Annotated in this window: 25 protein-coding genes; 16 read left to right on the top strand and 9 right to left on the bottom strand. The window is 63.9% G+C overall.

Going from position 1 to position 25,023, the window contains the following annotated elements; genetic code table 11:
* Positions 1-18: 18 nt before the first annotated feature.
* The 4 genes from AC1D75_RS10810 (at position 19) to AC1D75_RS10825 (ending at position 2,256) form a co-directional block, all read left to right on the top strand.
* Complete coding sequence (locus AC1D75_RS10810; protein ID WP_495516044.1) at positions 19-741, top strand: acetoacetate decarboxylase family protein; 723 nt, start codon at positions 19-21, stop codon at positions 739-741.
* Between the two features lie 18 nt (positions 742-759).
* Positions 760-1,080 (top strand): DivIVA domain-containing protein, encoded by a 321-nt coding sequence (locus AC1D75_RS10815; protein ID WP_495515228.1) that lies wholly within the window; start codon positions 760-762, stop codon positions 1,078-1,080.
* A 130-nt stretch (positions 1,081-1,210) separates the two neighbouring features.
* Positions 1,211-1,378: a DUF3117 domain-containing protein gene (locus tag AC1D75_RS10820; protein ID WP_023963302.1), complete on the top strand. Its 168-nt coding sequence runs from the start codon at positions 1,211-1,213 to the stop codon at positions 1,376-1,378.
* Between the two features lie 41 nt (positions 1,379-1,419).
* Complete coding sequence (locus AC1D75_RS10825; RefSeq protein ID WP_495515229.1) at positions 1,420-2,256, top strand: putative RNA methyltransferase; 837 nt, start codon at positions 1,420-1,422, stop codon at positions 2,254-2,256.
* On the opposite strand, the gene glgA is transcribed toward AC1D75_RS10825, so the two are convergent.
* A complete protein-coding gene (gene glgA, locus AC1D75_RS10830; RefSeq protein WP_495515230.1) occupies positions 2,229-3,398 on the bottom strand; it encodes a glycogen synthase in 1,170 nt (389 codons plus the stop codon). The genes AC1D75_RS10825 and glgA overlap by 28 nt on opposite strands.
* A 158-nt stretch (positions 3,399-3,556) precedes the next feature.
* On the opposite strand from glgA, the gene glgC reads away from it, so the two are divergent.
* Positions 3,557-4,774 (top strand): glucose-1-phosphate adenylyltransferase, encoded by a 1,218-nt coding sequence (gene glgC / locus AC1D75_RS10835; protein ID WP_495515231.1) that lies wholly within the window; start codon positions 3,557-3,559, stop codon positions 4,772-4,774.
* A 24-nt stretch (positions 4,775-4,798) separates the two neighbouring features.
* Here glgC and AC1D75_RS10840 read toward each other — a convergent pair whose 3' ends face one another.
* Genes AC1D75_RS10840 through cofD form a run of 3 tightly spaced genes read right to left on the bottom strand, consistent with a single transcriptional unit; the run spans position 4,799 to position 7,768 of the window.
* Positions 4,799-5,365, bottom strand: a complete 567-nt coding sequence (locus tag AC1D75_RS10840; RefSeq protein WP_495515232.1) for an NUDIX hydrolase — start codon at positions 5,363-5,365, stop codon at positions 4,799-4,801.
* On the bottom strand, positions 5,362-6,735 hold the full coding sequence (locus AC1D75_RS10845; RefSeq protein ID WP_495516045.1) for a coenzyme F420-0:L-glutamate ligase: 1,374 nt from the start codon (positions 6,733-6,735) through the stop codon (positions 5,362-5,364). The genes AC1D75_RS10840 and AC1D75_RS10845 overlap by 4 nt, the downstream gene beginning before the upstream one ends.
* A gap of 10 nt (positions 6,736-6,745) precedes the next feature.
* Complete coding sequence (gene cofD, locus AC1D75_RS10850; RefSeq protein WP_495515233.1) at positions 6,746-7,768, bottom strand: 2-phospho-L-lactate transferase; 1,023 nt, start codon at positions 7,766-7,768, stop codon at positions 6,746-6,748.
* Between the two features lie 494 nt (positions 7,769-8,262).
* Between cofD and AC1D75_RS10855 the strand changes: the two genes are divergently transcribed.
* A complete protein-coding gene (locus AC1D75_RS10855; protein ID WP_028462746.1) occupies positions 8,263-8,496 on the top strand; it encodes a WhiB family transcriptional regulator in 234 nt (77 codons plus the stop codon).
* 196 nt (positions 8,497-8,692) lie between these two features.
* On the opposite strand, the gene AC1D75_RS10860 is transcribed toward AC1D75_RS10855, so the two are convergent.
* Positions 8,693-9,199: a metallopeptidase family protein gene (locus tag AC1D75_RS10860; protein WP_495515234.1), complete on the bottom strand. Its 507-nt coding sequence runs from the start codon at positions 9,197-9,199 to the stop codon at positions 8,693-8,695.
* A gap of 75 nt (positions 9,200-9,274) precedes the next feature.
* Between AC1D75_RS10860 and AC1D75_RS10865 the strand changes: the two genes are divergently transcribed.
* Complete coding sequence (locus AC1D75_RS10865; protein ID WP_495515235.1) at positions 9,275-9,700, top strand: DUF3499 domain-containing protein; 426 nt, start codon at positions 9,275-9,277, stop codon at positions 9,698-9,700.
* Here the strand turns inward: AC1D75_RS10865 and AC1D75_RS10870 are convergent.
* The gene (locus AC1D75_RS10870) at positions 9,621-10,838 is read right to left on the bottom strand and encodes a phosphatase PAP2 family protein (RefSeq protein WP_495515236.1); all 1,218 of its coding nucleotides are present in this window, start codon (positions 10,836-10,838) and stop codon (positions 9,621-9,623) included. The genes AC1D75_RS10865 and AC1D75_RS10870 overlap by 80 nt on opposite strands.
* A 98-nt stretch (positions 10,839-10,936) precedes the next feature.
* Between AC1D75_RS10870 and AC1D75_RS10875 the strand changes: the two genes are divergently transcribed.
* The 3 genes from AC1D75_RS10875 to manA all read left to right on the top strand — a co-directional run bounded on the left by AC1D75_RS10875 (position 10,937) and on the right by manA (position 14,798).
* Positions 10,937-12,358 carry a phosphomannomutase/phosphoglucomutase gene (locus AC1D75_RS10875; RefSeq protein WP_495515237.1) on the top strand — a complete coding sequence of 474 codons (1,422 nt, stop codon included), beginning with the start codon at positions 10,937-10,939 and terminating at the stop codon, positions 12,356-12,358.
* Between the two features lie 107 nt (positions 12,359-12,465).
* The gene (locus AC1D75_RS10880) at positions 12,466-13,566 is read left to right on the top strand and encodes a hypothetical protein (protein WP_495515238.1); all 1,101 of its coding nucleotides are present in this window, start codon (positions 12,466-12,468) and stop codon (positions 13,564-13,566) included.
* Complete coding sequence (manA, locus tag AC1D75_RS10885; protein ID WP_495515239.1) at positions 13,566-14,798, top strand: mannose-6-phosphate isomerase, class I; 1,233 nt, start codon at positions 13,566-13,568, stop codon at positions 14,796-14,798. Before AC1D75_RS10880 ends, manA begins: the two co-directional genes overlap by 1 nt.
* Here the strand turns inward: manA and eccE are convergent.
* Positions 14,792-16,465, bottom strand: coding sequence for a type VII secretion protein EccE (eccE, locus tag AC1D75_RS10890; protein ID WP_495515240.1), 1,674 nt, complete (start codon positions 16,463-16,465; stop codon positions 14,792-14,794). The two genes, manA and eccE, sit on opposite strands and share 7 nt — an antisense overlap.
* 88 nt (positions 16,466-16,553) lie before the next feature.
* Between eccE and eccB the strand changes: the two genes are divergently transcribed.
* The gene (gene eccB, locus AC1D75_RS10895) at positions 16,554-18,002 is read left to right on the top strand and encodes a type VII secretion protein EccB (protein WP_495516046.1); all 1,449 of its coding nucleotides are present in this window, start codon (positions 16,554-16,556) and stop codon (positions 18,000-18,002) included.
* 15 nt (positions 18,003-18,017) lie between these two features.
* Here eccB and AC1D75_RS10900 read toward each other — a convergent pair whose 3' ends face one another.
* The gene (locus AC1D75_RS10900) at positions 18,018-18,614 is read right to left on the bottom strand and encodes a TetR/AcrR family transcriptional regulator (protein WP_495515241.1); all 597 of its coding nucleotides are present in this window, start codon (positions 18,612-18,614) and stop codon (positions 18,018-18,020) included.
* Positions 18,615-18,832: 218 nt separating this feature from the next.
* On the opposite strand from AC1D75_RS10900, the gene AC1D75_RS10905 reads away from it, so the two are divergent.
* Positions 18,833-19,429: an NADPH-dependent FMN reductase gene (locus AC1D75_RS10905; RefSeq protein ID WP_495515242.1), complete on the top strand. Its 597-nt coding sequence runs from the start codon at positions 18,833-18,835 to the stop codon at positions 19,427-19,429.
* Between the two features lie 104 nt (positions 19,430-19,533).
* On the opposite strand, the gene AC1D75_RS10910 is transcribed toward AC1D75_RS10905, so the two are convergent.
* Entirely contained in the window at positions 19,534-20,097 is a 564-nt protein-coding gene (locus AC1D75_RS10910) for a TetR/AcrR family transcriptional regulator (protein WP_495515243.1), read from the bottom strand.
* A 41-nt stretch (positions 20,098-20,138) separates the two neighbouring features.
* Between AC1D75_RS10910 and zapE the strand changes: the two genes are divergently transcribed.
* The 4 genes from zapE to nrdE all read left to right on the top strand — a co-directional run bounded on the left by zapE (position 20,139) and on the right by nrdE (position 24,436).
* Positions 20,139-21,086 (top strand): cell division protein ZapE, encoded by a 948-nt coding sequence (gene zapE, locus AC1D75_RS10915; RefSeq protein WP_495515244.1) that lies wholly within the window; start codon positions 20,139-20,141, stop codon positions 21,084-21,086.
* Between the two features lie 303 nt (positions 21,087-21,389).
* Positions 21,390-21,641, top strand: coding sequence for a glutaredoxin-like protein NrdH (gene nrdH, locus AC1D75_RS10920; protein WP_495515245.1), 252 nt, complete (start codon positions 21,390-21,392; stop codon positions 21,639-21,641).
* 84 nt (positions 21,642-21,725) lie between these two features.
* On the top strand, positions 21,726-22,256 hold the full coding sequence (gene nrdI / locus AC1D75_RS10925; RefSeq protein ID WP_495515246.1) for a class Ib ribonucleoside-diphosphate reductase assembly flavoprotein NrdI: 531 nt from the start codon (positions 21,726-21,728) through the stop codon (positions 22,254-22,256).
* A complete protein-coding gene (gene nrdE / locus AC1D75_RS10930) occupies positions 22,232-24,436 on the top strand; it encodes a class 1b ribonucleoside-diphosphate reductase subunit alpha (protein WP_495515247.1) in 2,205 nt (734 codons plus the stop codon). The genes nrdI and nrdE overlap by 25 nt, the downstream gene beginning before the upstream one ends.
* Positions 24,437-25,023 lie beyond the last annotated feature (587 nt).

Consider the following 25,023-nt stretch of genomic DNA (forward strand, 5'->3'; position numbering starts at 1 on the left):
CTCGGTACCGAGGTCCAGATGCCGGTCCGGATCCGTCATGCGAGCTGTTTTGTGGCCGGGTTCACAGCTTCTGCCGTTGCGGCACAGGCGATGATCGACGACACCGGCCTCCGGGTGATGCAGGTCAGGCCGGGTAGGACGATGTGCATGCTGGTGTTCGTCGACTACGTGGACGGAGATCTCGGCCCGTACAACGAGTTTGGGGTGTGCATGCTGCTCGAAGATCCCGACACGCCCGGGAAGTCGACGATTTTGGGAAATCTCCGGGCGCTGGCGACCGGGCAGGCTCGCGCCCTGGTGCATCGTCTCCCGGTCGACGGTGACTTCACACTCGCCGCAGGCCGTGCGATCTGGGGTTTTCCGAAAACGTTGGCAGACTTCGACGTCGACCATTCGTCGGCAACTAAGAGGGGTGCCGTGAGCGAAGCGGGAAAATTGATTGTCGCGCTCACGGTCCGGCCGGGGTTCAAGGTTCCGGATTCTGATGCGACCGCGGTGCTTCGCGCGTACTCGCACATCGGCGGTGTCACGCGTGAGACGCCCTGGGTGCTCAATCGGACCGCAGAGACGCGAACCCGGCTCGGGGGTGCGCGGTTGCAACTCGGGTCACATCCGATCGCAGACGAGCTACGGCAACTGCAGCTGGGTCGGCATGCGCTGATGACCTCGTCGGTCGGTCACATCGAGATGACCTTCGAAAATGCCGAGGAGCGTAGCGGTCCGCAACACCACTCCGGCTGACCTGGAATAGTGGATGACGTGCTGACACTTCTGCTGTACCTGCTGATCATGGTCGTCGTGATCGGTGTGGTGTTCGCCGTCGTCTGGTTGGTCTTCGGTCGTTCAGAGGATCTTCCCCCGCTGGAGCGGGGGACCACTCTGACCCGTCTACCCCGGGCCGGAATCACCGGTGAGGACGTGCGGTCACTGCGCTTTGCACAGGTGACCCGTGGCTACAAAACCGGTGAGGTCGACTGGGCGCTCGAGAAACTCGCCCGCGAACTCGACGAGCTTCGGAACGCACTGCACGATCTTCAAGCTCGTGAAGAGGCCGAAAGCCCTGCGCAACGGGAAGAATAACGGCTCCGCGGTCCGTAGTATGGAGCGCGACCACGCAGCACCGAACGTGCGGTGTCAGCAAACACTGGTATCGACCTAATAAGATCAGACTTCGACGCCGACTGCGGCAGCGAACCTGAAGGGAGCAGAAATGGCGGCGATGAAGCCACGGACCGGGGACGGTCCCCTTGAAGCAACCAAGGAGGGGCGAGGAATCGTTGTTCGCATCCCCATCGAGGGCGGTGGCCGACTGGTTGTCGAGCTGACCTCGGACGAGGCGGCAGCACTGGGGGAAGAATTGCGCGGGGTGACCGCCTGATTGCCACGCCGTAAAGGCAACTGAAGGAGACGATCGAACGCGTGTTGACCGCTGTGGTCGATCTGTTGAGTTGCCCGGTGTGCCGAGGATCGCTTGAACTCGCCGACCGCACCCTGTGGTGCCCGGCGGGCCATAGCTTCGACCTCGCTCGACAGGGGTACGTCACTCTGTTGGGCGGGGCCGGTAGCAATTTTCGCTCAGACACCACCGACATGCTCGCCGCGCGAACCCGATTCCTCGACAAAGGATTCTTCGATCCGATCATGTCGGCGGTCGCGCGGCAATGCCCTCCTGCGGCAACAATTCTCGATGTCGGTGCCGGCACCGGACACTATCTCGCCGCCGCCGTCAAGGCTTGCCGCGGACGCGGTGTGGGACTTGATCTTTCCAAGTCGGCTGCGCGTCAGCTGAGTCGTCTATCCGATTCCATCGGAGCCGTGGTGGCCGACGGATGGCAGCGGTTTCCGATCGCCGATGACGCGATCGACGTTGCGTTGTCGATCTTTTCGCCTCGGAACGTCTCCGAGTTCGCGCGGGTACTGCGCCCGGGCGGAATGTTGGTGGTTGTGTCCCCGACGCCGCGGCACCTGGGTGAGTTGGTGTCGGAGGTCGGGATGATCGGCGTCGACAAGGACAAGTCAGAACGCATCGGCAACAGCATGTCCGGGCATTTCGTCCGCACCGACCGAGCACTGGTGGAATACCAGATCGAACTCACGCACGACGACGTCGCGGACGTGGTGCTGATGGGCCCGTCGGCGTTTCATCTCACCAGGGCCGAGGTCGATACGAAACTGTCCACGTTGCCTGATCCGGTGACCGTCACCGCGTCGGTGACCGTCGCGGTGTATCAGGCGGTCTTGCAGACGGATTCGTAGATCCGCAGGGTGTGCTCGGCAATCGAATCCCAGGAGAAGTCGGCAATCGCCCGCGCTCGGCCTGCCTCACCCATCGCCCGGGCCAATTCCGGATCGGCGATCACCCGGTTGACGGCGTGGGCGAGATCGTGTTCGAAGTCGCGGGTTTTGTCTTCGTCGTAGTGAACCAGCAGGCCGGTGACCTCATCGCGCACCACCTCGGGAATCCCGCCGACATCTGAGGCGACCACCGCCGTCCCGCAGGCCATGGCCTCCAGGTTCACGATGCCCAGTGGTTCATAGATCGAGGGGCAGACAAAAACCGTTGCCGCAGATAGTATTTCGCGAATCTTGTTGGTGGGCAGCATCTCCCGGACCCAGAACACCCCCGAGCGCGTCTGGGAGAGTTCGTCGACGGCCGCGGCGATCTCGGCTCCGATCTCGGGGGTGTCGGGTGCGCCTGCGCACAGGACGAGCTGCAGATCGGGATCCATGTGGTGGGCGGCCGCGACCAGATGGCGTACACCCTTCTGTCGCGTGATCCGGCCGACGAACGCAGCAATCGGACGGTGTGGATCCACACCGAGTGCGGTCAGTGTGGCATCCGACTCCGCCGGATCCGCCGGGTGCCAGATCTGGGTGTCGATGCCGTTTCGAACCACGTGTACTTTTTCCGGATCCAGGCGGGGATAGGCGTCGCAGACATCGATCCGCATACCCGAACTCACCGCGATCACGGCGTCGGCGTACTCGATGGCGTTCTTCTCGACCCAACTCGACACCCGGTAGCCGCCGCCGAGCTGTTCGGCTTTCCATGGCCGGCGTGGTTCCAGTGAATGTGCCGTCAGTACATGGGGTATGCCGTGCAATTGCGCGGCGAGATGTCCGGCCAGGCCCGTGTACCAGGTGTGGGAGTGCGCGACCTGAGCGCCTTCGGCGGCAACCGCCATCCGCAGATCCGACGACAGTGTGGTGATGGCCGGATTGGCGCCGATCAGCGCCGGATCGACGCCGTGGACTTCGGCGCCGGGGCGCTGTGCACCCATGCAATGCACGTCAACGGTGGCCAATGTGCGCAGGTGCCGGACCAGTTCGGTGACGTGAACCCCGGCCCCGCCGTATACCTCTGGCGGATATTCCCTGGTCATCATTGCCACGCGCATGACCTTGACGCTAGCCGGGTGGACAGCGGTACGCCAATGGTGGCAGGAAAGATCACAGAGCCCGGGGACGGCAGGTGTAATCGGGTGGGGCCAAACGATTTCGAAAAGATCTGCACCTCTCTATGGCCGCACAGTCGGTTGGCGGATAGGTTGAGAGGGTGATTTCACAGCGCCACGTCCTTGGGATCGTTCTTGCGGGCGGCGAGGGCAAACGGCTCTTTCCCCTGACACTGGACCGCGCCAAGCCAGCCGTCCCATTCGGTGGCGGATACCGTCTGATCGATTTCGTGCTCAGCAACCTCGTCAACGCCGGGTACTCGCGCCTGTGCGTGCTCACCCAGTACAAATCCCATTCACTCGACCGGCACATCTCCCAGACGTGGCGGCCGTCCGGTTTCAACGGTGAATACATCACGCCGGTCCCGGCCCAGCAACGGCTCGGTCCGCGGTGGTACACCGGTAGCGCCGACGCGATCTTCCAGTCGTTGAACCTGGTCTACGACGAGCAGCCCGACTACATCGTGGTCTTCGGTGCCGACCACGTCTACCGGATGGACCCGGAGCAGATGGTGGAGGCGCACATCGCCTCAGGTGCCGAATGCACGGTGGCCGGGATCCGCGTCCCGCGCAGTGAGGCCACCGCCTTCGGCTGCATCGATGCCGATGACAGCGGCAGGATCACCCAGTTCCTCGAGAAGCCCGCCGATCCGCCCGGCACCCCCGACGACCCCGATGCCACCTTCGCGTCGATGGGCAACTACGTCTTCACCGCCGATGCCCTCGTGCGGGCGATCAAACTCGACGCCGACAACAGCGACTCCGACCACGACATGGGCGGCGACATCATCCCGGCGTTCGTCGAGCGGGGCGAGGCGTTCGTCTACGACTTCAAGGACAACCAGGTTCCCGGCGCCACCGACCGCGACCGCGGTTACTGGCGTGATGTCGGCACGTTGGACGCCTTCTACGACGCCCACATGGATCTGGTTTCGGTGCACCCGATCTTCAACCTGTACAACCGGCGCTGGCCCATCCACGGCTCGGCCGACTACCTCGTGGCGCCGGCCAAGTTCGTCAAAGGCGGACTCGCGCAGGAGTCGATGGTGGGGGCGGGCAGCATCATCTCCGCGGCCACCGTCCGCAACTCGGTGGTCAGTTCCAACGTGATCATCGAGGACGGTGCCACCGTCGAAGGCAGTGTGCTGATGCCCGGTGTCCGGGTCGGTAAGGGTGCAGTGGTCCGTAAAGCCATCCTGGACAAGAACGTTGTGGTCACGGACGGCGAGATCGTCGGCGTCGACGAAACCCGCGACCGCGAACGGTTCGCGTTCAGCGCAGGCGGTGTGGTCGCGATCGGAAAAGGTATCCGGGTCTGATCCGCGGGGCCCGGGGGCCTGCGGTCAGAACCGGTTGAGGGCGGCGGTGATCAGGTCCGGTATCGCCGGGTGTTCGGTGTTGTCGGGCAGTGCGTCGATCGGCGACCACGCCAGGTCGACGGACTCGTCGCTCTGAACGAACTCGGGCAGTGAGCCGTCCGGGAGATCGTCGGCGAAGGCGGCGAATCGCAGGTCGAGATGCCGGGTCGGGACCCCGAGCGAACAGGTGATCGGATGGGTGTGGATCTGGACGAGTTCGTCGACGATCCGCAGGTCGGTGATACCGGACTCTTCCTGGGCCTCGCGGGTGGCCGCGTCGGTGATCGTGGTGTCGCCCTCTTCGCAATGGCCACCGAGCTGGATCCATTTGCCGACCCGCGGATGCAGCGTCAGCAGCACATGGGTGCGCGCCGAGTTGAAGACGATCGTCGATGCGGTGATGTGGCCCGCAGCGCATTCACGCAGGCATCCGCGGGGCGCGGCTGCCAAGAACGCCAAGACCGTGTGCCGCAGCGAATCCTGGTGTGGATCAGTGGTTTGCCACCGGGTGAGGAGGTCGGTGGCCGATGCGTGCAGGGTCTTTCCGCTCACAGTTCCACCACCAGTGAATCGATGGCCGCGGCCGGGCGGGGCCGGTCGGTGGGGTCGGTGGGATAGCCGATCGCCACGGCACCCAGCGGCTCCCAGTCGGCAGGCAGGTCGAGTTCGCTGCGGACGAGTTCGGGAGCGAAGATCGTCGACCCCACCCAGCAGCTACCCACCGACCGCGTTGCGAGCGCGACCAGCAGACCCTGGACCGCGGCGCCGCCTGCCACGGTGAACATGGTGTGCTCGGCGGCCGTGCGCTCATCGTCGGGGTAGTCGTGACGGCCATCGCCGGTCAGGACCGGGATCACCACTTCGGGTGCGGTGTACAGCAATTGACCGCGGGCCACACGCTTGCCGATCGACACCTCGGTTTTGCCGTCGTCGGTCAGATGCTCACGCCAGCGTCGGGCCATCGCATCGAGCAGTGCGGTGCGGCGAGTGTCGTCTCGTAGCCAGATGAACCGCACCGGGTGGCTGTGGTGCGGAGCCGGAGCGGTCAGCGCCTCGGCAAAAGCGGCCCGCATGATCTGTTCCGGTACCCGCTCGTCGGTGTACGTGCGCACCGACCGTCGCATCAGCAATGCCTGCCTGCGGCCGAGTTCGAGTGCCTCGGCAGTACCGAGCCAGAACAGGTCTTCCTCGCCGGGGCGTACGAGATCCCTTGCCGTGGTTCCATTTTCGCGCGGATCGAGCCCGCGGACGACGGCCACCGGAATCTCACCGAGCTTGCCCTTGACCAGGTCGGCGGCGGCGGCCAGTTCATCGGCGACAGCGATCTCGCTGACGACGAGCGGGTTCCCGTACTCGTCGACCGACCCCTCGTAGGGGTGCGTGACGGCGATTCCTGCGGCCCCGATTGCGGCATCGGTCTGTCCGATGCGCCACGCGCGTCCCATCGTGTCAGTGATCAACACAGCCACGTTTACGCTGAGACGCTCACGCAGCGATGCCCGCAGGGCGGCCGCGCTGGCATCGGGATCGACAGGGAGCAACGCCAATTCGTCGCTGCCGACATTCGATCCGTCGACACCGGAAGCCGCCTGGATGATCCCCAGTTTGTTCTCGGTGATCAACGTGCGGTTCTTGCGCGCGACCACCCGGACGGCCTCGGAGTCGACCAGAGCGCGGCGCGCGGCGTCCCGCTCGTCCGGATCGGTGGGCGCCGGGACCATGCGGCCCTCGATCTTCGAGATGATCTTGCTCGTGACGACAAGGATGTCGCCGTCACGGATCCATCCGGCGGCCTCGGCCAGCGCCGCGGCGAGATCGTCGCCTGGGTTGAAGCGGGGCAGACCCGGGATCGGGATGATCTCGATGCTGCCCGGGGCGGCATGGTCCTGAGGGGCGTGAGGCCCGGGCCCGGACTCATTCATCGACGCGGACTCACTCATAGGACACACCCACCAGATCGCAGGCGTCGCGGACCATCTGCGCGGTGGTTGCGGGATCGGTCATCAACAGTGGCACTGAGGCGACTTTCACGCCGGGGACGTCGGCGGAGTCGCCGGGCGCGATGAGCCAGCCGTCGAGCACACCGTTGGCGCTGCGGGCGCCATAGTGTCTGCCGACGGCTTCGGCGGTCGTCTCGACGTCGATCACCGACAGGCATTCATCGGCCATGCCGCGCAGCGGGCTGTTGCCGATGATGGGGGAGATGCCGACCACCGGTGCCGATGCGGTGCGCAGGGCTCCGCGGATGCCTGGCACCGAGAGGATGGCGCCGACGCTGACCACGGGATTCGACGGGGCGAACAGGATGATGTCGGCCTCGGCGATCGCCTCGAGCACCCCGGGAGCAGCCTTGGCGTCGTCGGAACCCACCTGCGCGAAGCCGTGCGTCGGGATCTGGGCGCGGTGGCGAACCCACCATTCTTGAAAGTGGATCGCCACCTTCTCTTCCGAAACCTCGGTCCCGATCGAACTGGTTCGCGTGACCACCACATGGGTCTCGTGCCGGTCATCGGTGGCAGGCAGCAGACGTACCCCCGGATCCCACCGCTTGCTCAGGGCTGCGGTGATGTCGCTGAGCCGGTATCCGGCGTCGAGCATCTGAGTGCGGATGAGATGGGTGGCCAGGTCGCGGTCACCGAGCCCGAACCAGTCGGGGTCGGCGCCGTAGGCGGACAGTTCTTCTTTTGCATGCCACGTCTCGCCGCGGCGGCCCCACCCGCGATCGGTGTCGATGCCGCCGCCGAGGGTGTACATACAGGTGTCGAGGTCCGGGCAGATGCGCACGCCGTGCATCCAGGCGTCGTCGCCGACGTTGACCACCGCCGTCACTTCATGTTCAGAGGGAGGTCGCCCCTCCGCCAGGACGTCGGGGAACGACGTGTGTCCAAGGAGTTCACGAACACCCTGCAAAAATCGGGCGCCACCGACGCCACCAACAAGAACGGTCACCTTCACAAGGAACCACCCTAGTGCCGCCCGCCGGGGACTCGGATTGCCCGCTGCTTTCGCTCCCGCATCGCCACTGCGGGCACGTAACATCGGGTGGGTCGCGCCCCAGTCGGCGATTGCGCGGTGTTCGAACTGTTCGAATCGTGACGAGTGTCTTTTTGGCCATCAACGCCGTGTCGAGACTCTGGAATCACCCGATGGGGTGGTAAAGCAATTTCGCTCGCGGCTTGACCTGGACCCCCGAAACCGTGTCTAATCACATCAGTGTCATTCCCAGTTTTGACAACGAGAATTGTTGCGGGGCATAGGAATCGATCACTTGTTCGAATATGACTGACCAACTGCACAATTCGAAGTCCAGATGAGGAGGCGGGGCGATGGCTCTGGAACACATGGCTACCAACAGCCTTGAACCGCAAGTCGATTCGCAATTGAACGCACCCGAGGACCGTCAGAACGAACGTCCCAGACTGAGCTTGGTCACCACTGCATTCGACGAGATGTTCGACATCGTCGAAGATCAGTGGCAGGACCGGGCGCTCTGTGCCCAAACCGATCCCGAAGCATTCTTCCCTGAGAAGGGTGGCTCGACCCGCGAGGCAAAGCGGATCTGCCAGGGATGCGAGGTACGCGCGGAGTGTCTCGAGTATGCGCTGCACAAGGATGAGCGGTTCGGCATCTGGGGCGGCTTGTCGGAGCGCGAGCGCCGGCGCATCAAGCGCGGCATCGTCTAGTTCGGCGGGGTTCGGTCACCGATCGTCGGTGATGTTCACGGGGTGGTATCGGGGGATGGCCGCGCAGTTTTAACTGTTGCGGCACAATGCTTTTCGGCACAAACCAATTGGCTTTTCGGCACAAACCAATTGCAAGATAATTTCTGCACACCGCGACTCCTGGTCACGGTTATGGCACATGGCGACCCGTCTGTCCCTATTGGGGCGGCGGGTCGATTGTGTCTTCGTCGACGCCCAGGTGGGCGGCAACCTGCTGTACGAGTACCTCGTGGACGAGGTCCAACAGGTCTGCGCCCTTCTTGGCGCGACTCTCCAGTGGTCGCCGGAACAGCAAGATGCGGGCCTTGGTCGCCCGGCCGTCCGCGTCCATGCCCGGCGGGATCAGTCGGGCCAGCGGGATCGGGCCGTCGGCGGTGACCTCGGCAGGCCACTGCACGGTGTCGGGATCCCGGGGAAGCATCCGCGGCACCTCGTCGACCGCGATGTCCAGTCCGGTGAGCCGGTCGTGCCAGCGGGCATCGATCTCGGCAAAGGCTTCCAGAACCACCGCGTCGAACGACTGTGAGCGGCTCGTCCAGGCCGGCACGTGGACCGGGAGCAGGGATGATCGCAGGCCACGACCACGACGATCGCGGACCCGGGGAACACCTCGAACCGATCGTCGACGCCGTGGTCGGACCAGCGGAGGACGAATGGGTGCCATAAGTCGCAAGTCTAGGCAGGTCTGTGCGGTGTGTCCTACTTCGACCCGCCAGGGGATAGGGATAATCTTCCACCCGTGAGGCTTCCACGTCAGTGTTCCAGGCCCGGCTGCGCCAACCCGGCGGTCGCAACGCTGACTTTTGTGTATTCAGATTCGACCGCGGTGGTCGGGCCGTTGGCGACCTCTCCCGAACCGCACTCGTGGGATCTGTGCGACACCCACGCAACCCGCATCACCGTTCCGCGTGGCTGGGAGATGCTGCGCAGCGCGGGTGGATTCGCCGCGCCTGGACGTGATGAGGACGATCTGACGGCGCTGGCCGAGGCCGTTCGCGAAGCCTCCGGTGGCTCCTTGGTCTCGCACGTCTCCGCCGTCCCCAGCGCCGACTCTGCGCCTCATCTGAGTCGGGCGCAGACCCCGGTCAACGGTCCCGACCCGCTTCCGCGCCCGCGACCGGGTCGACGTGGACACCTTCGAGTGTTGCCTGATCCGGTGGACTGAGTTCCACCCTCGCAGGTTCGGCCGCCGCGGATGCGGTGGTGCTCACCGGATCGCGCCCTTTCCGCTTGTACCAGGCTTTTTCGCCGTAGTGGCAGATCACCATCACAAATGCGGCCAGACCCCACCCGAGGATCAGGTCGATCACGTAGTGCTCGGCCGAATACACCAGGGTGAACGCCATCACCATCGCGTAGCCGGTGTAGACGGTGCGCCCGAACGCTCTCGTCCGGCCCCACATGAACATGGCGAGCAACGCGGTGACCCCGGCGTGCAGGGACGGGATCGCGGCGACCTGATTGGACTTGTCCTGTCCGACCTCGATCACGTCCCGCACCGGACCGATGTGCAGCACCTCCCAGCCGCGGCTGGAGATCCGCTCGATGTAGGGGGCAGCACCTTCGTGTTCGGGCTCCACTTGACCGAGGATGTTGTCGGGCACGATCTGCTCGGGTGTGGTGATGCACGACGGGAAGGCCGGCCCGCCGACCAGTTCGGCCGAGGTGCATTTGGCGGCCGCCCATGGAGGAGCCGCGGGAACCAGGACGTAGCCGATGAGTCCGAGGAAGAAAATAGTGATGAGCCGCAACACGAACCGGCGCCACTGCACCCGGTCGCGGAGCCACAGGAAGCCGGCGACCGCGTAGGGGACGATGAAGTAGGACATGTACACAAAACTCGTGAACACTTCCCACCACTGGGCGTCAGCCATCTTGAGATGCTCTTGCAGCCACACGGTCGGCACCACATGGAACATCCACCGGTCGGCGTCGACCGCGAGATGCCACTGGGTGGGCATACCGAGGAATGCGGCCAGACCGCGCGTGGAGTCGTACACCGCGAGCAGTACGCCGAACGGCAGCCAGTCACGGATCACCGACAGTATGTTGCGTCGGCCGATAGACGCGGCGGCCAGGCCGATTGCCAGCGCGACAAGCACGTAGGACCGGCCGAACGACATGGTCCGGGTGGCCAGCAAGACGAGCAGCGTCAGCGCCCAGATCGTCACGGTCACGCGCCGGATGAGCGTCAAGTTCAATCTCTCCGCACCGAGGCGGGCAGCTTTGAACTCAGCGAATCGGAGCCGGGAGTACCAAGATGTTGGAGGGGTGTCGGTTTTCGGGGTCTGTAGGTCGGTCATGATTGGGTGCTGACCCCGCTGTCGACCGACCCGGCCGATGGCACGTTTCGAGCTCCATGGAACGGCCGCGCCGGCGACTGTGTGTATGCAAGATCGTGATGCTGTACCGACATAGAAGGAGCCAATCCGTGGATCGTCCCGCGCAACTCTTCAGCCGTGAGCTGGTGAGTGCCGTCATCAAGGCCTACGACGTTCGAGGGCTTGTCGGAGAGCAGATCGATGTCCATTTCGTCCGCGCTGTGGGTGGTTCGTTCGCACGTCTGATGAACAGTGAAGGCCAATCGGCGCTGGTGGTCGGACACGACATGCGCGAGTCGTCCCCCGAACTGGCTGCGGCGTTTGCCGACGGCGCCCTGGACGAGGGACTCGACGTGACCCTCATCGGGCTGGCCTCCACCGACCAGCTCTACTTCGCTTCCGGAGATCTCGACCGGCCGGGCGCGATGTTCACCGCAAGCCACAATCCGGCGAGCTACAACGGCATCAAGATGTGCCGGGCCGGCGCAAAACCGGTTGGCCAGGACAGTGGGCTGGCGACCATCTCGCGTGAACTGGTCGAAGGACCCGGTGATGCAAGTACGCCCGTCGCGAGAGGATCGCTGGACGAGCGCGACGTGTTGAAGGACTATGCGGCGTTTCTGCACAAGCTCGTCGATCTTTCCGGTCTGCGGCACTTGACAGTCGCCGTGGATGCGGGCAATGGCATGGGTGGTCACACAGTTCCGGTGGTCCTGGGTGGTTCCGAGGAGTTCACCGTGCGTTCACTGTACTTCGAGCTCGATGGAACATTCCCCAACCATGAGGCCAATCCGCTCGATCCCAAGAATCTGGTGGACCTGCAGGCCTATGTGAAGGAGACCGGCGCCGACATCGGCCTGGCCTTCGACGGAGACGCCGACCGCTGCTTTGTGGTCGATGAACTGGGAGACCCGGTGTCTCCGTCCGCAGTCACCGCGTTGGTGGCCGAGCGTGAACTCGCGAAGCACCCCGGCAGCATCGTGATCCACAACCTGATCACCTCCCGGGCGGTCCCGGAACTCGTCCGCGAACTGGGTGGTGTGCCACTGGAGACCAGAGTTGGTCATTCGTTCATCAAGGCGCAGATGGCGGAAACCGGAGCGGTTTTCGGTGGCGAGCATTCGGCCCACTATTACTTCCGCGACTTCTGGGGTGCTGATTCGGGCCTGCTCGCGGCGATGCATGTGCTCGCGGCCCTCGGGGCGTCGGATCAGCCGTTGTCGAAGATGATGGCCCGGTACGAGCGCTACGCCAGTTCCGGTGAGATCAACTCGACCGTCGACGATCAGGCAGCGCGTACGGCAGCGGTGCTGGCCGATTTCGCCGACGAGATCGCCGGTACGACGCAGATGGACGGTGTGACGGTCGATCTCGCCGATGGTTCGTGGTTCAACCTGAGGGCGTCGAACACCGAACCGCTACTGCGGCTCAATGTCGAGGCCGCGACCACCGAACGGGTGAATGAGCTGACCGAACGGATCCTGGGGGTCGTTCGGGGCTGATGGGCACTACTGCCGCGAGTCGAAAGTCCTTTTGCTGTCTCCGGCGTTCGATCTGCGACACCGGATACCCGCAAGAAACTTTCGACTCACGGCACTAGGCTGGAGCCATGTTGACCGGAGCGCCTGAAATCGACGACGTCGCCGCGTTGCTCGACGCCGATGTCGAAGGCCTGCTGCCGGCTTCGGCCCTGGCCGGCGCCCAGTGTCGCGCGATGGCCGCGGCCCGGTCCGAAGGTGTGCTCGAGCCGCTCGAACGATTGCTGCCCCGCGCGGTGGTCGTGGTCTGCGGTGACGGCACCTCCGGGCGGGCCGTCGATCTCGTGATGGCATTGGCCGGCCCGCACATCGATGTCCCGCTCATCAAGTGCGGAGCCGTGCCGTCCTGGATCGGGCCGCTGGACGTGGTGGTGATCGCCGGGGACGACGCCGGGGACCCGCGTCTTGCGGATGCGGCGGCCAGGGCCGGCCGCCGCCGCGCCGAGGTCGTCGTCGCCGGACCGGTCGAGGGACCGTTACGCGAGGCGATTTCCGGTCCGGTGGTGGATCTGTCACCGCGCGTACATGTCCCCGCGCCGTATCGGTTCGCGCACTATGTGGCGGCGATGTTCGCGGTGCTGGACGGATTGCGTGCGGTGCGGTTCGAAGGCCGACATCCGGATCTGTCGGCCATGGCCGACGAGTTGGATTCGGAAGCTGCCGGAAACCATCCCGGACATGAGCTGTTTCACAACGCGGCAAAGGAACTGGCGGTTCGTGTTGCGGATCGTAGAACGGTCTGGACAGGGGATACGGCAGCCGGGATGGTCGTCGCGATCCACGCGTCGCGGACGGTTTTCGCAGGTGCCGGAGTGGTCAGTACCGCAACGGATCTCGGCGAAGTCCTCGCTGCGGGCGCATTGCTGGCGAGGTACGGTGGCACCATGCCGGCTGACTACGATCCGATATTTCATGACGCTGCGATCGACGGTCCGATACCGAGCGAGCCTGTGCGTGTGCAGTTGCTGACCACCCCGGATCGGGAATGGCTGGCCCGTCAGCGCACCGCATCGCTGGCCGATGTCGACATCCGGACGAGCGGGCCCGCCGAGCAGCCCAGCGCCGAACCCACGGGCCGGGCTGCAGGTATGGAAGACCTTGTGCCTCTGATGATTCTCGCGTTACGCGCCGATATGGCCGGTGCGTACCTGCGGCTGGTCGGCAGCCACTGATGCACTTGCTCGACGGTGTGATCAGGCCATACGCCTGGGGTTCGCGAACTGCGCTGGCGGAGCTGCGTGGATTGCCCACTCCGAGCCCGCATCCGGAGGCCGAACTCTGGTTCGGTGCACATCCGGCGGCTCCGGCACCGGTCGGCGGTGGGGCAGAGGGTCAGACCCTGCTCGACGTCGTCGAAGCGGATCCGCGGGGTCAGCTCGGTGCGGCGTGCTCCGAGAGGTATCAGGGGCGCCTGCCGTTCCTGATGAAAATCCTTGCGGCAGATGAGCCCTTGTCGTTGCAGGCGCATCCCAGTCTGGAACAGGCAAAAGACGGATTCGCCCGGGAGAATGCCCAGGGGATCGAGGTCGGTGCGCCGCACCGCAATTACCGGGATGACAACCACAAGCCCGAATTGGTCGTGGCCATCACCGAGTTCGAAGCGCTCGCGGGTTTCCGTGATGTCGGTGAAACGGTCGACCTGCTGCGTGCACTACAGGTGCCCGAGCTCGACGCCTACCTGGGAATGCTGGCGGGACAACCTGATTCGCAAGGATTGCGAGCGTTGTTCACCACCTGGATCACGCTTCCGGAATCGGCGCTGACAACTCTGATCCCCGCGGTACTCGACGGAGCCATCCGATATCTGGCGGACGGCAACGGCCACTTCGGGGCCGCGGTCCGAACATTCCTGGAGATCGGCGAGAGTTACCCGGCCGACTCCGGCGTGCTGGCGGTGTTGCTGCTCAACCGGATTTCGCTGCGTCCGGGCGAGGGTCTGTTCCTGCCTGCGGGCAATCTGCACGCCTACCTGGGCGGCACGGCTGTCGAGGTGATGGCCAACTCCGACAACGTCCTGCGCGGTGGGCTGACCCCCAAGCACGTGGACGTGCCCGAATTGCTCCGGGTGCTCGATTTCACCCCGGTTGCCGCGTCCGACGTCACCCCGACGCTGCGCACCCTCAATGCCGAATTGATCTATCAGACACCGATCTCGGAGTTCCGGCTGTCGATGGTGGAGCTCGACGGCACCGGTATCCACAAGCCGTCATCGATTCTGTTCGACGTGCCCGGACCGCAGATCCTGCTGTGTACGTCCGGTGCGATCGAGTTGAGGGGGACTGGCACCAGTCTGTTGGTCCCGCAAGGACACGCAGTCTGGCTTGCGGACTGTGATCCCGACGTCGTGGTCCATGCGGCCAGTGCGCGGAGCGTTTTCTTCCGCGCCCTGGTCCCTGGTCAATAGACCGGGGAGGCCCCGGCAACTGCATGCCGGCCGGGTACCGGGGCGCCGGTGGTCGAGGGCAGGCTGTTGCCGATGAAACTGATCTCATCCCCGGTCGCGACCATGGTGACCATCGCCGAGCCACCGGGTGTCGAGATCCAGATGTCCTGGGGTGCAGCATGATTCTGGACAAGCCTGACGTCGGCGGCTTCGGTGTGCGTTCCGGGAGGTGTCAACGAGATGATCGTCGATGCATCGACAGTGGTCGGGGCCAGACCGTCGAACATCGCCACGGTGAAATGCCCCGGGAAGACCCGTCCGCCTGCCAATGCCACGAGTCCGGGATCGCCTATCGCCGTGATGAACTGCTGCCAGTCGACGGGGCGGTCGCTGTAGATCAGTACCCGGGCGCCGACACCGATCGCGCGTAGCAGTACCTGCTGGGCCAGGTGCAACCCACCGGCGATCGAGACCTGATGCGGTCGGCCACCGAGTAGGTCGACCGCCACGGCGCGTCCACTGTGGTCGGCGCCGATGAGCTGGCCACATCCGGCCGCGGCCAGAAAGACCTGCGCCAGATCGTCACCGGAGATGGTGTGTTCGGCGATCGGGGGCAGGCGGTCGGCGGCACCGACGGGCAAGCTGGCGGCGAGGGCGGCGCGCTGGCGGCCATGGAGGGGGAGCAGTCCGGCGATCTCGGGATGCCCGGCGCGCTTGTCTTGTTCGGGGGCCAGGGTGTTGAACCTGACCAGGGTGCGTAGCGAGATTTCTCCGTCTGGTGTCGAACGAAGTCGTGACGTGACGGTCGTCGACACCGACTGGACAGCCCACACCGCGTCGAGAGTGGGGGCAAGGTGTTCGGGCGAGACCGCATATGTCGACATCTGCAATCGACCGACCGACACCGAATCCCAGCTCTCGGACACCTCTGCGCCACCGGCGCCATGGGCGAGTTGGGTTGTCGCCGCGGTGATCTCCGCCGCGGTCAACGCGGTTGCGGACAGTCCGCGACCACCGATCCGGTTGGCGACCCGACGGGTGGCGACGATCGCGGTGCGCAGCGCGCCTTCGGATCCGCCGCCGCGGCGGGCGACCGCCTCCGGGCACCGGGAGGGATCGAGCCGAAGGACCACGAGGACCGACCGGTAGGCCGTGGCCGGGAGCGGGCCCAGTGTGCGCAGGTAGACCTGCGCCACGCGGCCGGTGCCGTGCGAGCGGATGCCGTGGCTGATGACGTCGATCGATTCGAGTTCGATGTCGAACTGGCGAACGCTCTCGGCGAGTGCAGAGAGCGGGACACCGGGGATTCCGGTACATCCACGGGGGTCGAGTAGTCCGATCGCCGGAGGCGGTGTGTCGATCCGGAGGACCGTGACCAGGGACGTGCCGTCCCATCGGGCGCCGATGGGAGACTCGTCGGGAACCGGGATGTCGAACGGTGCCTGATCCGGCTTCGATCCGTCTGGTTCGGAACCACGCAGCAAACGGCGACGCCAGAGTCCGAGCCGCAACATCAACAACCGCGCCACTGACGCCCGGCCGGGCAACGCGACCAACAGCGCTGACAAGACAACGGCGCCGACCAGCGCAATCCACCAGAGCGCGCCGTTGTCATATGACAGCACGAGCGCGCCGCCGATCAACAGCTCGATCGCGACCACAACAATCATGAATCCCCCCACAGCCATCGGCCCCGATCCAATGGTCGAACTCCGGGCGTACCCCGGAGCTCAATGCTGCTATACGCTACACGGCGGGAGGATGGGGGGGAATATTTTGCCTGCTCAATTGACGACGAAAGCTCAGGTCAACGGCTATCGCTTTCTGCTACGCCGACTCGAGCACGCGCTGATTCGGCGCGACGTGAGGATGTTGCACGACCCGATGCGGTCACAAGCCCGTTCACTGCTGGTCGGGTTGGTTCTCGCGCTGCTGGTGTTGGCCGGATTCGGCGTGTACGGACTCATCAAACCACAAGGCACCGTGGGTGATTCGAAGATCATCGTGAGCAAGAAGGCCGGCGCGATGTATGTCGTGGTCGACGACAGGTTGCATCCGGTTCTCAACCTCGCCTCTGCGCGGTTGATCAGCGGCAGCGACGAATCACCGAAGTCGATCGCCGAGAAGAAGCTCACCGGATATCCGCGGGGCCCGTTGCTCGGGATACCCGGTGCACCGGTGGCGTTGCCGGGACCGCGGTCGGCCGACGTCTCGCAGTGGACGGTGTGCGACACGGTGGCCGGTGATGATGTCGTCACCACGGTCGTCGCCGGCGAACCAGCACTAGGCGATCGGATCCGGGAGGCAACGGCAGGTGATGCCTCCCTGGTCACCGTCGGCGATGACACCTATCTCGTCTTCGAGGGGAAGCGGGCCCGGATCGATACCGACAGCGTTCCGGTGCGGCGCGCGCTGGGCATCGACGGGGCGCCGGTGCGGATGGTGAGCCCCGGTCTGCTCAACGCCATCCCGGAAGTCGAACCCGTTGTGGTTCCGACGATCTCCGGTGCGGGTGCACCATCGGCGCTGGGGAGCGCCATACCCGTCGGATCGGTGATCAAGGTGACCGGTTTGTCCGGTGGGACAACCTATTACGTAGCGCTGACGAAGGGTGTTCAACAGATCGGCGAGGTCGCCGCCGAGGTGATCAGGCAGGCCGACACCGCCGGTGGTGGCAGTGTCCCGACGGTGGGCCCAGGTGCTCTGACCGGAGTCGACACCATCGAGGAGCTACCGGTCACCGACTTCCCGGCGGTCACACCGGTCCTGACCGATGTGGATGCGGACCCGGTGTTGTGTAGCGCGTGGTCGCGCACCAAGGACGATCATCAGGCGGTCCGCGGGGTCCTGCTCGGATCGACGTTGCCGCTCGGTTCGAAATCAGAGCCGGTGTTGCTCGCCGGCGCCGACGGACCCGGGCCCGGACTTGATGCGGTGTTCGTCGAACCGGGCCGCGGGCATTACATCCGGGTCACCGGCTCCGAGCCGGACAGTACCCGGGCCGAATCGCTGTTCTACGTGAGTGATTCGGGCGTTCGGTTCGGTATCCCGGATCAGAACACTGCGATTGCACTGGGACTGGGGGAGAGTCCGGTGCCTGCCCCCTGGTCGATCATCTCACTGCTGGCCGCGGGCCCGACTCTCTCGCAGAGCAATGCGCTGGTCTCGCACGACGGGATGTCGCCGGATCTCGCCGGAACCCGGATCGGCGCACCCGAGAACTGAACCGTCCGAGTCCGGTCAGGTCTTCGGGGGCTTGAGCGACCGAACCAGTGATTCCCACTGGTCTGCGATCTGGTCGAAGGACAGGTGCCTGTGGTTGTGCAGATGATGGATCGCCGGTGCGTCGAGCGGAGCGAGTACCGCGATGCACATCAACTCGAGGTCGCCTGAAAACCCCATGGCCTCGAGCAGCGTTCGGGTGTGGATGACCGATACGGTGCGGGTGGGATGTAGAAATCGCTGTGGTCCACTGTCTTCGGCTTCGAGCAGAACGTCGAGGTGCGCGGCAGTGGTGGCCAGTCGAGCGCGACCGTAGGCGATCAGTCGGTCGAGTGGGTCGACCTCGTCTCCGGGTCCGAGCGGCGGTGGTCCACTCATGAAGGCCTGCTGTAGCGCGGACTCCGAATGATCGAGCAGCGCGATCATGAGGCCGGACCGATTGCCGAAGCGGCGGAAAACGGTGCCCTTGCCGACCCCGGCCTCGCGAGCCACGGCGTCCATCGTGACCGCGGATGCTCCGTGGCGGTCGATGAGTCGGGTGGCGGCCTCCAACAAGAGTTGACGGTTGCGGGCGGCGTCCGCGCGTTCGGACTCGGCAGGCGCGACGAGTGACATCGGCGCAGGGTGAGCCGGTCGTGCCGCGGTGGATGTGGTCAGGAGGGGTATTGCGGCGTCAGATGTGCCGGTTCGCGACTGGTCTGCACTCGGAGCCGAGTGCGCAGGGGGCTTGGGCACAGCCATGACTGTAACGGTAGCCACTTCGGGAATACGTTCGGACCAGGGTCCGGTTGAATGAACTGGACTTAGCAATTAGTAATGCGAAACAACGAGGAGTGACCTTGACCGGTACAGCTACTGGCACGAACGAGGCGTCTGGCGCCACCGCGAAGATTCTTGTCTTGGTAGGAAGCCTTCGGCGCGATTCCGTCAACCGGGTTCTCGCCGAAGTGGCGGCCGACAACGCACCGCAGGGTGTTGACGTCGCGGTGTACAGCGGTCTCGAGAAGCTGCCCTTCTACAACGAAGACCTCGACATCGATGAGGTCGACGAGTCCGTGACGCAGCTGCGCGCGGCGGTCTCCGATGCCGATGCGCTTCTCATCGCCACGCCCGAATACAACGGCACCATCCCCGCCGTCCTCAAGAATGCGATCGACTGGCTCTCGCGTCCCTACGGCTCCGGCGCGATCAGCGGCAAGCCTGTGGGCGTGCTCGGTGCGGCGCTCGCGCAGTACGGCGGCAAGTGGTCGCACGCCGATACCGCCCGCGCGGTCGGTATCGCCGGCGGCAAGGTCGTCGAAGAGGTGGATCTGCATCTGGCGATCGGCAGCCTCGACGGCAAGCACATCGCCGACGTCCCCGAGGTTGTCGAGATCCTGCGTGCGGCCGTTGCCGTGCTGGTCGATCGCTCGGCCTCCGTCGACGCCTGAGTCCTACAAGATCTAAATCTCGGCAAAGGCACACGTTCCAGTCATAACCACACGTCGCAACGTGTGGTTATGACCGGAACGTGTGCCTTTGCCGTGGGTCGGTCCTATCGGAGGCCGCGCAAGAATCGGTCCACTGTGCGGGTCATCGTGTCCCGGCGTCCGGTTTCGTCGCGTCTGCCGGTGATGCCGTCGAACACCAGGCCTTCGCAGAGGCTGATCAGATCGGCGGCGTCCGACTCCGGTTCGGATGATCCGATCGCCCGCATCAGCGTCAGCGAATCCTGTTCGGAAAACAGGCAATCACGCAGCGTTCGTACCCGATCCGGGTCGCCCGCGACCTCGGCGAGCAGTGCGTATCGTGCCCGTGCATCCGCGTCCCGGTGCATCAGTAGGTCGTCGAGGTAATCGGCGACGGTCTGTGCGGCATCCCTACCGTCTGGCTTTGGTGCCGCTTGCGTAAACGCCGAGCGCGCGCGCCGGGTGATGGCTTCGATGGCGCTGTCGATCAGGGCAGTCCGGGTGCGGAAGTAATAGGACACCGATCCGTTCGGGAGTTCGAGTCGCCGATCGATCGCGCGATGGCTCAGTCCGTGGATACCGGCCTCGGCGATGAGCCGGACGGCTGCGTCTGCGATGAGCTCGCGTCGATCGTTTGTCTGGCCCGTCACACGATCATTGTCCTCTACTTCCGTAGAGATATGGTCATCACATGTCTGGTGGCTCTACGTATGTAGAGGATGAACTCGATCCCGAGCAACGCGTCGTCGATGCGCAGCTGGGGCGTCTGCTTGCAGAACTGCGCGAACCGCCACACCGTTTTCTGCATCGTCGACCACGGAAGGTTGCGGGCCTCTATCTGTGGGGTGCGCCTGGCCGCGGCAAGACGATGCTGGTAGATCGGATGATCGGTCAGGTGGGGGCGACTGAACTGGTGCGATGGCATTTTCACGAGTTCTTCGACGATCTGCAGCGCGCCGTCACCATGCATTCGGGACGCCGGGGCGCGATCGAGCTCGCCTGCCGCCGGGTGATCGGCGACGGCGTTCAGGTCGTGGTGTTCGACGAGTTCCATGTGCACGACCCCGGGACCGCGACGCTGCTCATCCGGTTGCTACGTGAGCTGCGGGCGCGCGGCATCGTCCTGGTGGCGACATCGAACCTGGTGCCAGAGGAGCTACTGCCCGATCCGTTGTTTCGACCGGTGTTCGCACCTGGTGTTGCGCTCCTGCGTGAGATGGCCGAGGTGGTCGAACTCGCCGGAGATCGTGACTATCGGACGGGCGACGCCGGGCGACTTGCCGGGGGCTTCGTCGAGATCCCTTCGGTCGATGCCCGTGCCTTCGATCAGGTGTGTGGGCAGCCGCTGTCGGCGCGCGACTATCTGTTCCAGGCGGATCGGATGACCGACCGTTGTTCCGTGGCCGGCTGGCATATCCGTGACATCCCGCTGCTCGACCGATGTGCGCCGGATTGGTCGGTGCGTTTCACCCACCTGGTGGATGTGGCGGCCGACCGCTCGATTTCGTTGTGGCTGACGACCCCGCACCCGGTCACCGAACTGCTGGCATCGTGCTCTGGTGTGCGTGACGGCGCGCGACTGCGGAGCCGATTGTCGGGGTTGCGGTGTGCAATGAGGGTGCCCGGTGCCGCGCAGTGACGGATGTGACTTGTGGGGACACGCCCGGCGCGTCGAGACACGCCGAAATTCATGCTGGTGCAGATCCCGTGACCTGGGACTTTCATGAATGTCATTCGCAACGTGTTGTGTCGGTACCGTTTGTCAGACACTAGGTGTAGTGTTTGGAACACCGAACGGCACTACGGTGTTGGAACGAAAGCGCAGCCAAGTTCTCCACTGCAGAGCCGCCGGGATAACTATTTGAAAGTCAAGTCTTGCCGCTATCTGGTGCTGGTGTGGGTAGCAATCATCGGTTCCGTCACAAAGGAGTTCTGGGGAATTATGACTACTGCGACAACCGCCACGATCACCGTCTATACAAAGCCTGCTTGCGTTCAGTGCAACGCCACGTACAAGGCCCTCGACAAGAACGGTCTCGACTACGACATCGTCGACATCACCGAGGACTCCGAGGCCCGCGACTACGTCATGGCGCTCGGTTACCTGCAGGCTCCGGTTGTCGTCACCGGTGACAGCCACTGGTCGGGATTCCGTCCGGACCGCATCAAGGCTCTGGTCGCAGCGGCTGCCTGATCTGCCCGGACCCCGTCCGCGAGGCGGTCCGTAGTTCTAGTTGGTTCAAGTATCACCTGTCAGCAATTTCGTGGAGGTCGGGACATGGGGAAGGTTCCCGAACATGCCGCCGCGGCTGAGTTCGCTGTTGCTGAGTTCTCCGAGACCCCGCTGATCGTCTACTTCTCGAGCGTCTCGGAGAACACGCACCGATTTGTCGAAAAGCTCGGGATGCGGGCACGGCGAATTCCACTCATCGATCACGACGGATCCTTCACCGTCGACGAGCCGTACATTCTGATCAGTCCCACCTATGGTGGCGGCAAGGCATCGGATGGCGGGGAAGTCGGCCAGCCGGGGCGCAACTCAGGGTTTGTGCCGAAGCAGGTCATCAAGTTCCTCAACCACAAACACAATCGTTCGCTGATCCGCGGCGTCATCGCCGCCGGCAACACCAATTTCGGTGAAGAGTTCTGTTTCGCCGGCAACATCATCTCAACTAAATGCCAGGTGCCCTATCTGTATCGGTTCGAACTGATGGGTGACGCCGACGACGTCGACCGGGTCCGCTCCGGTCTCCACGAATTTGCGCAATCACAGGAGTTTTCACAGTGTCGCCAACCGCAACCCCAGTAACCGACTCAAGGTCAGGGACCTCGGCCAGCAAGTCGGGCGTCCACGCAGATCCGTCCGGCCACCAGCCGGAGGAGATGGACTTCCACTCGCTCAACGCGATGCTGAACCTGTACGACGCCGACAACAAGATCCAGTTCGAGAAGGATCGCGAAGCGGCCAACCAGTACTTCCTCCAGCACGTCAACCAGAACACGGTCTTCTTCCACAACCTGGACGAGAAGCTCGACTACCTGGTGAAGGAAAACTATTACGAGGCAGAGGTTCTCGACAAATACGACCGCGGGTTCGTGAAGGGTCTGTTCGACCACGCGTACAGCAAGAAGTTCCGGTTCCCGACCTTCCTGGGTGCGTTCAAGTACTACACCTCGTACACGCTCAAGACATTTGACGGCAAGCGATACCTCGAGCGTTTCGAGGATCGGGTCTCGATGGTCGCGCTCACGCTGGCCGACGGCGACACCATCCTGGCGCGGGCCCTGGTCGACGAGATCATCGACGGACGGTTCCAGCCGGCCACCCCGACCTTCCTCAACTCGGGCAAGAAGCAGCGCGGCGAGCCGGTGTCGTGCTTCCTGCTGCGTATCGAGGACAACATGGAGTCGATCGGCCGTTCCATCAACTCCGCGCTGCAGCTGTCCAAGCGCGGCGGCGGTGTTGCGTTGCTGCTGACCAACATTCGCGAACACGGTGCGCCGATCAAGAAGATCGAGAACCAGAGTTCCGGTGTCATCCCGATCATGAAGCTGCTCGAGGATTCGTTCAGCTACGCCAACCAGCTCGGTGCCCGTCAGGGTGCAGGCGCGGTGTACCTGCACGCTCACCACCCCGACATCTACCGCTTCCTCGACACCAAGCGTGAGAACGCGGATGAGAAGATCCGCATCAAGACCCTCTCGCTGGGTGTGGTCATCCCGGACATCACGTTCGAGCTGGCCAAGAAGAACGACGACATGTACCTGTTCAGTCCGTACGACGTCGAGCGCATCTATGGTGTGCCGTTCGCCGATATCAACGTGACCGAGAAGTACCACGAGATGGTCGACGACCGCCGGATCCGCAAGACCAAGATCAAGGCGCGTGAGTTCTTCCAGACCCTCGCCGAGCTGCAGTTCGAGTCGGGCTACCCGTACATCATGTTCGAGGACACGGTGAACAACGCCAACCCGATCGACGGCAAGATCACCCACTCCAACCTGTGCTCGGAGATCCTGCAGGTCTCGACTGCATCGACGTTCAACGACGACCTCTCGTACGAGCACATCGGTAAAGACATCTCGTGCAACCTGGGTTCGCTCAACATCGCCAAGACGATGGATTCGCCGGACATCGCGCAGACCATCGAGACCGCGATCCGCGGACTCACCGCGGTGTCGGATCAGACCGCCATCACCTCGGTGCCCTCGATTCAGAAGGGCAACGACGACTCGCATGCGATCGGTCTCGGGCAGATGAACCTGCACGGGTACCTGGCGCGTGAGCGCGTCTACTACGGGTCCGAAGAGGGCATCGACTTCACGAACATCTACTTCTACACGGTGCTGTTCTACGCGCTGCGCGCATCGAACCGGATCGCCAAGGAGCGGGGCAAGGCGTTCGGCGGCTTCGAGCGGTCGAAGTACGCGACCGGTGAGTTCTTCGACAAGTACACCGAGAAGGTGTGGGAGCCGGAGACCGCCAAGGTCCGAGAGTTGTTCGCGCAGTCCGGAATCACGATTCCGACGCAGGCCGACTGGGTCGAGTTGAAGGCGAGCGTGCAGGAGCACGGCATCTACAACCAGAACCTGCAGGCCGTCCCGCCGACCGGTTCGATCAGCTACATCAACCACTCGACGAGCTCGATCCACCCGGTTGCGGCGAAGATCGAGATCCGTAAAGAGGGCAAGATCGGCCGCGTCTACTACCCGGCGCCCTTCATGGACAACGACAACCTGGAGTACTACCAGGACGCGTATGAGATCGGCTACGAGAAGATCATCGACACCTACGCCGCGGCGACGCAGCACGTCGATCAGGGCCTGAGCCTGACCCTGTTCTTCAAGGACACCGCTTCCACCCGCGATGTGAACAAGGCGCAGATCTACGCATGGCGCAAGGGCATCAAGACGCTGTACTACATCCGTTTGCGTCAGATGGCCCTCGAGGGGACCGAGGTCGAGAATTGCGTCTCTTGCATGTTGTGAGGACTTGAAAAGTGTGAGGGGTCGGACACTGCAATGTCCGACCCCTCTAGTTCCGACAACTCGGAACTTCCCACTGGGGGAGTCCCAAGAGTATACGAGTTGTCCTTCGCCAATACAGGCGAGGCTCGCGTCGGAACGCAACCTCCATCGGAGGTGATGTCTCGTGTCGAAGCGTGTTCATCGAAGTGCAGGAACTGGGAAGTTCGTCAGCAAGGCGGCCGCAGCGCGATGGCCTGCCAAGACGACAACTGAACGAGTTGGTTCCGGAACTGCAAATAGCAAAGCCGTCAATCGATCAGCTTCAACGGGTCGATTCGTGACGGACGCGACCGTCAAACGAAATCCCGGCGGCACGATTACGCAGCAGGTTTAGTCAGCGAAACATAGCAAATGGCGGCGAGTAACCTCGCCGCCATTTGTTGTGTCACAGCAACTTTCGCCAGTTTGATACCCGGGCAACATGCCGCGAGGGTATTGGATAATTACATGCTTGTCGTTTACGCTCCTGGTACCCCAAAAAACGTAATCAATCGTTGCGTACAGCTCATTTGAGCGTGGTCGCCTACTCTCGATTTCGATTGACAGTC

Source organism: Williamsia sp. Y712 (assembly GCF_059445525.1).

Coding starts and splice junctions, on each gene's coding strand:
- AC1D75_RS10810 (WP_495516044.1), top strand. CDS start 19: ATGCCGGTCCGGATCCGTCATGCGAGCTGTTTTGTGGCCGGGTTCACA.
- AC1D75_RS10880 (WP_495515238.1), top strand. CDS start 12,466: ATGTTGACCGGAGCGCCTGAAATCGACGACGTCGCCGCGTTGCTCGAC.
- nrdI (WP_495515246.1), top strand. CDS start 21,726: ATGGGGAAGGTTCCCGAACATGCCGCCGCGGCTGAGTTCGCTGTTGCT.
- AC1D75_RS10875 (WP_495515237.1), top strand. CDS start 10,937: ATGCTGTACCGACATAGAAGGAGCCAATCCGTGGATCGTCCCGCGCAA.
- manA (WP_495515239.1), top strand. CDS start 13,566: ATGCACTTGCTCGACGGTGTGATCAGGCCATACGCCTGGGGTTCGCGA.
- AC1D75_RS10860 (WP_495515234.1), bottom strand. CDS start 9,199: ATGGCACCCATTCGTCCTCCGCTGGTCCGACCACGGCGTCGACGATCG.
- glgA (WP_495515230.1), bottom strand. CDS start 3,398: ATGCGCGTGGCAATGATGACCAGGGAATATCCGCCAGAGGTATACGGC.
- nrdH (WP_495515245.1), top strand. CDS start 21,390: ATGACTACTGCGACAACCGCCACGATCACCGTCTATACAAAGCCTGCT.
- AC1D75_RS10855 (WP_028462746.1), top strand. CDS start 8,263: ATGTTCGACATCGTCGAAGATCAGTGGCAGGACCGGGCGCTCTGTGCC.
- AC1D75_RS10870 (WP_495515236.1), bottom strand. CDS start 10,838: ATGACCGACCTACAGACCCCGAAAACCGACACCCCTCCAACATCTTGG.
- AC1D75_RS10845 (WP_495516045.1), bottom strand. CDS start 6,735: ATGAATGAGTCCGGGCCCGGGCCTCACGCCCCTCAGGACCATGCCGCC.
- eccE (WP_495515240.1), bottom strand. CDS start 16,465: ATGGCTGTGGGGGGATTCATGATTGTTGTGGTCGCGATCGAGCTGTTG.
- AC1D75_RS10820 (WP_023963302.1), top strand. CDS start 1,211: ATGGCGGCGATGAAGCCACGGACCGGGGACGGTCCCCTTGAAGCAACC.
- AC1D75_RS10900 (WP_495515241.1), bottom strand. CDS start 18,614: ATGTCACTCGTCGCGCCTGCCGAGTCCGAACGCGCGGACGCCGCCCGC.
- zapE (WP_495515244.1), top strand. CDS start 20,139: ATGTCTGGTGGCTCTACGTATGTAGAGGATGAACTCGATCCCGAGCAA.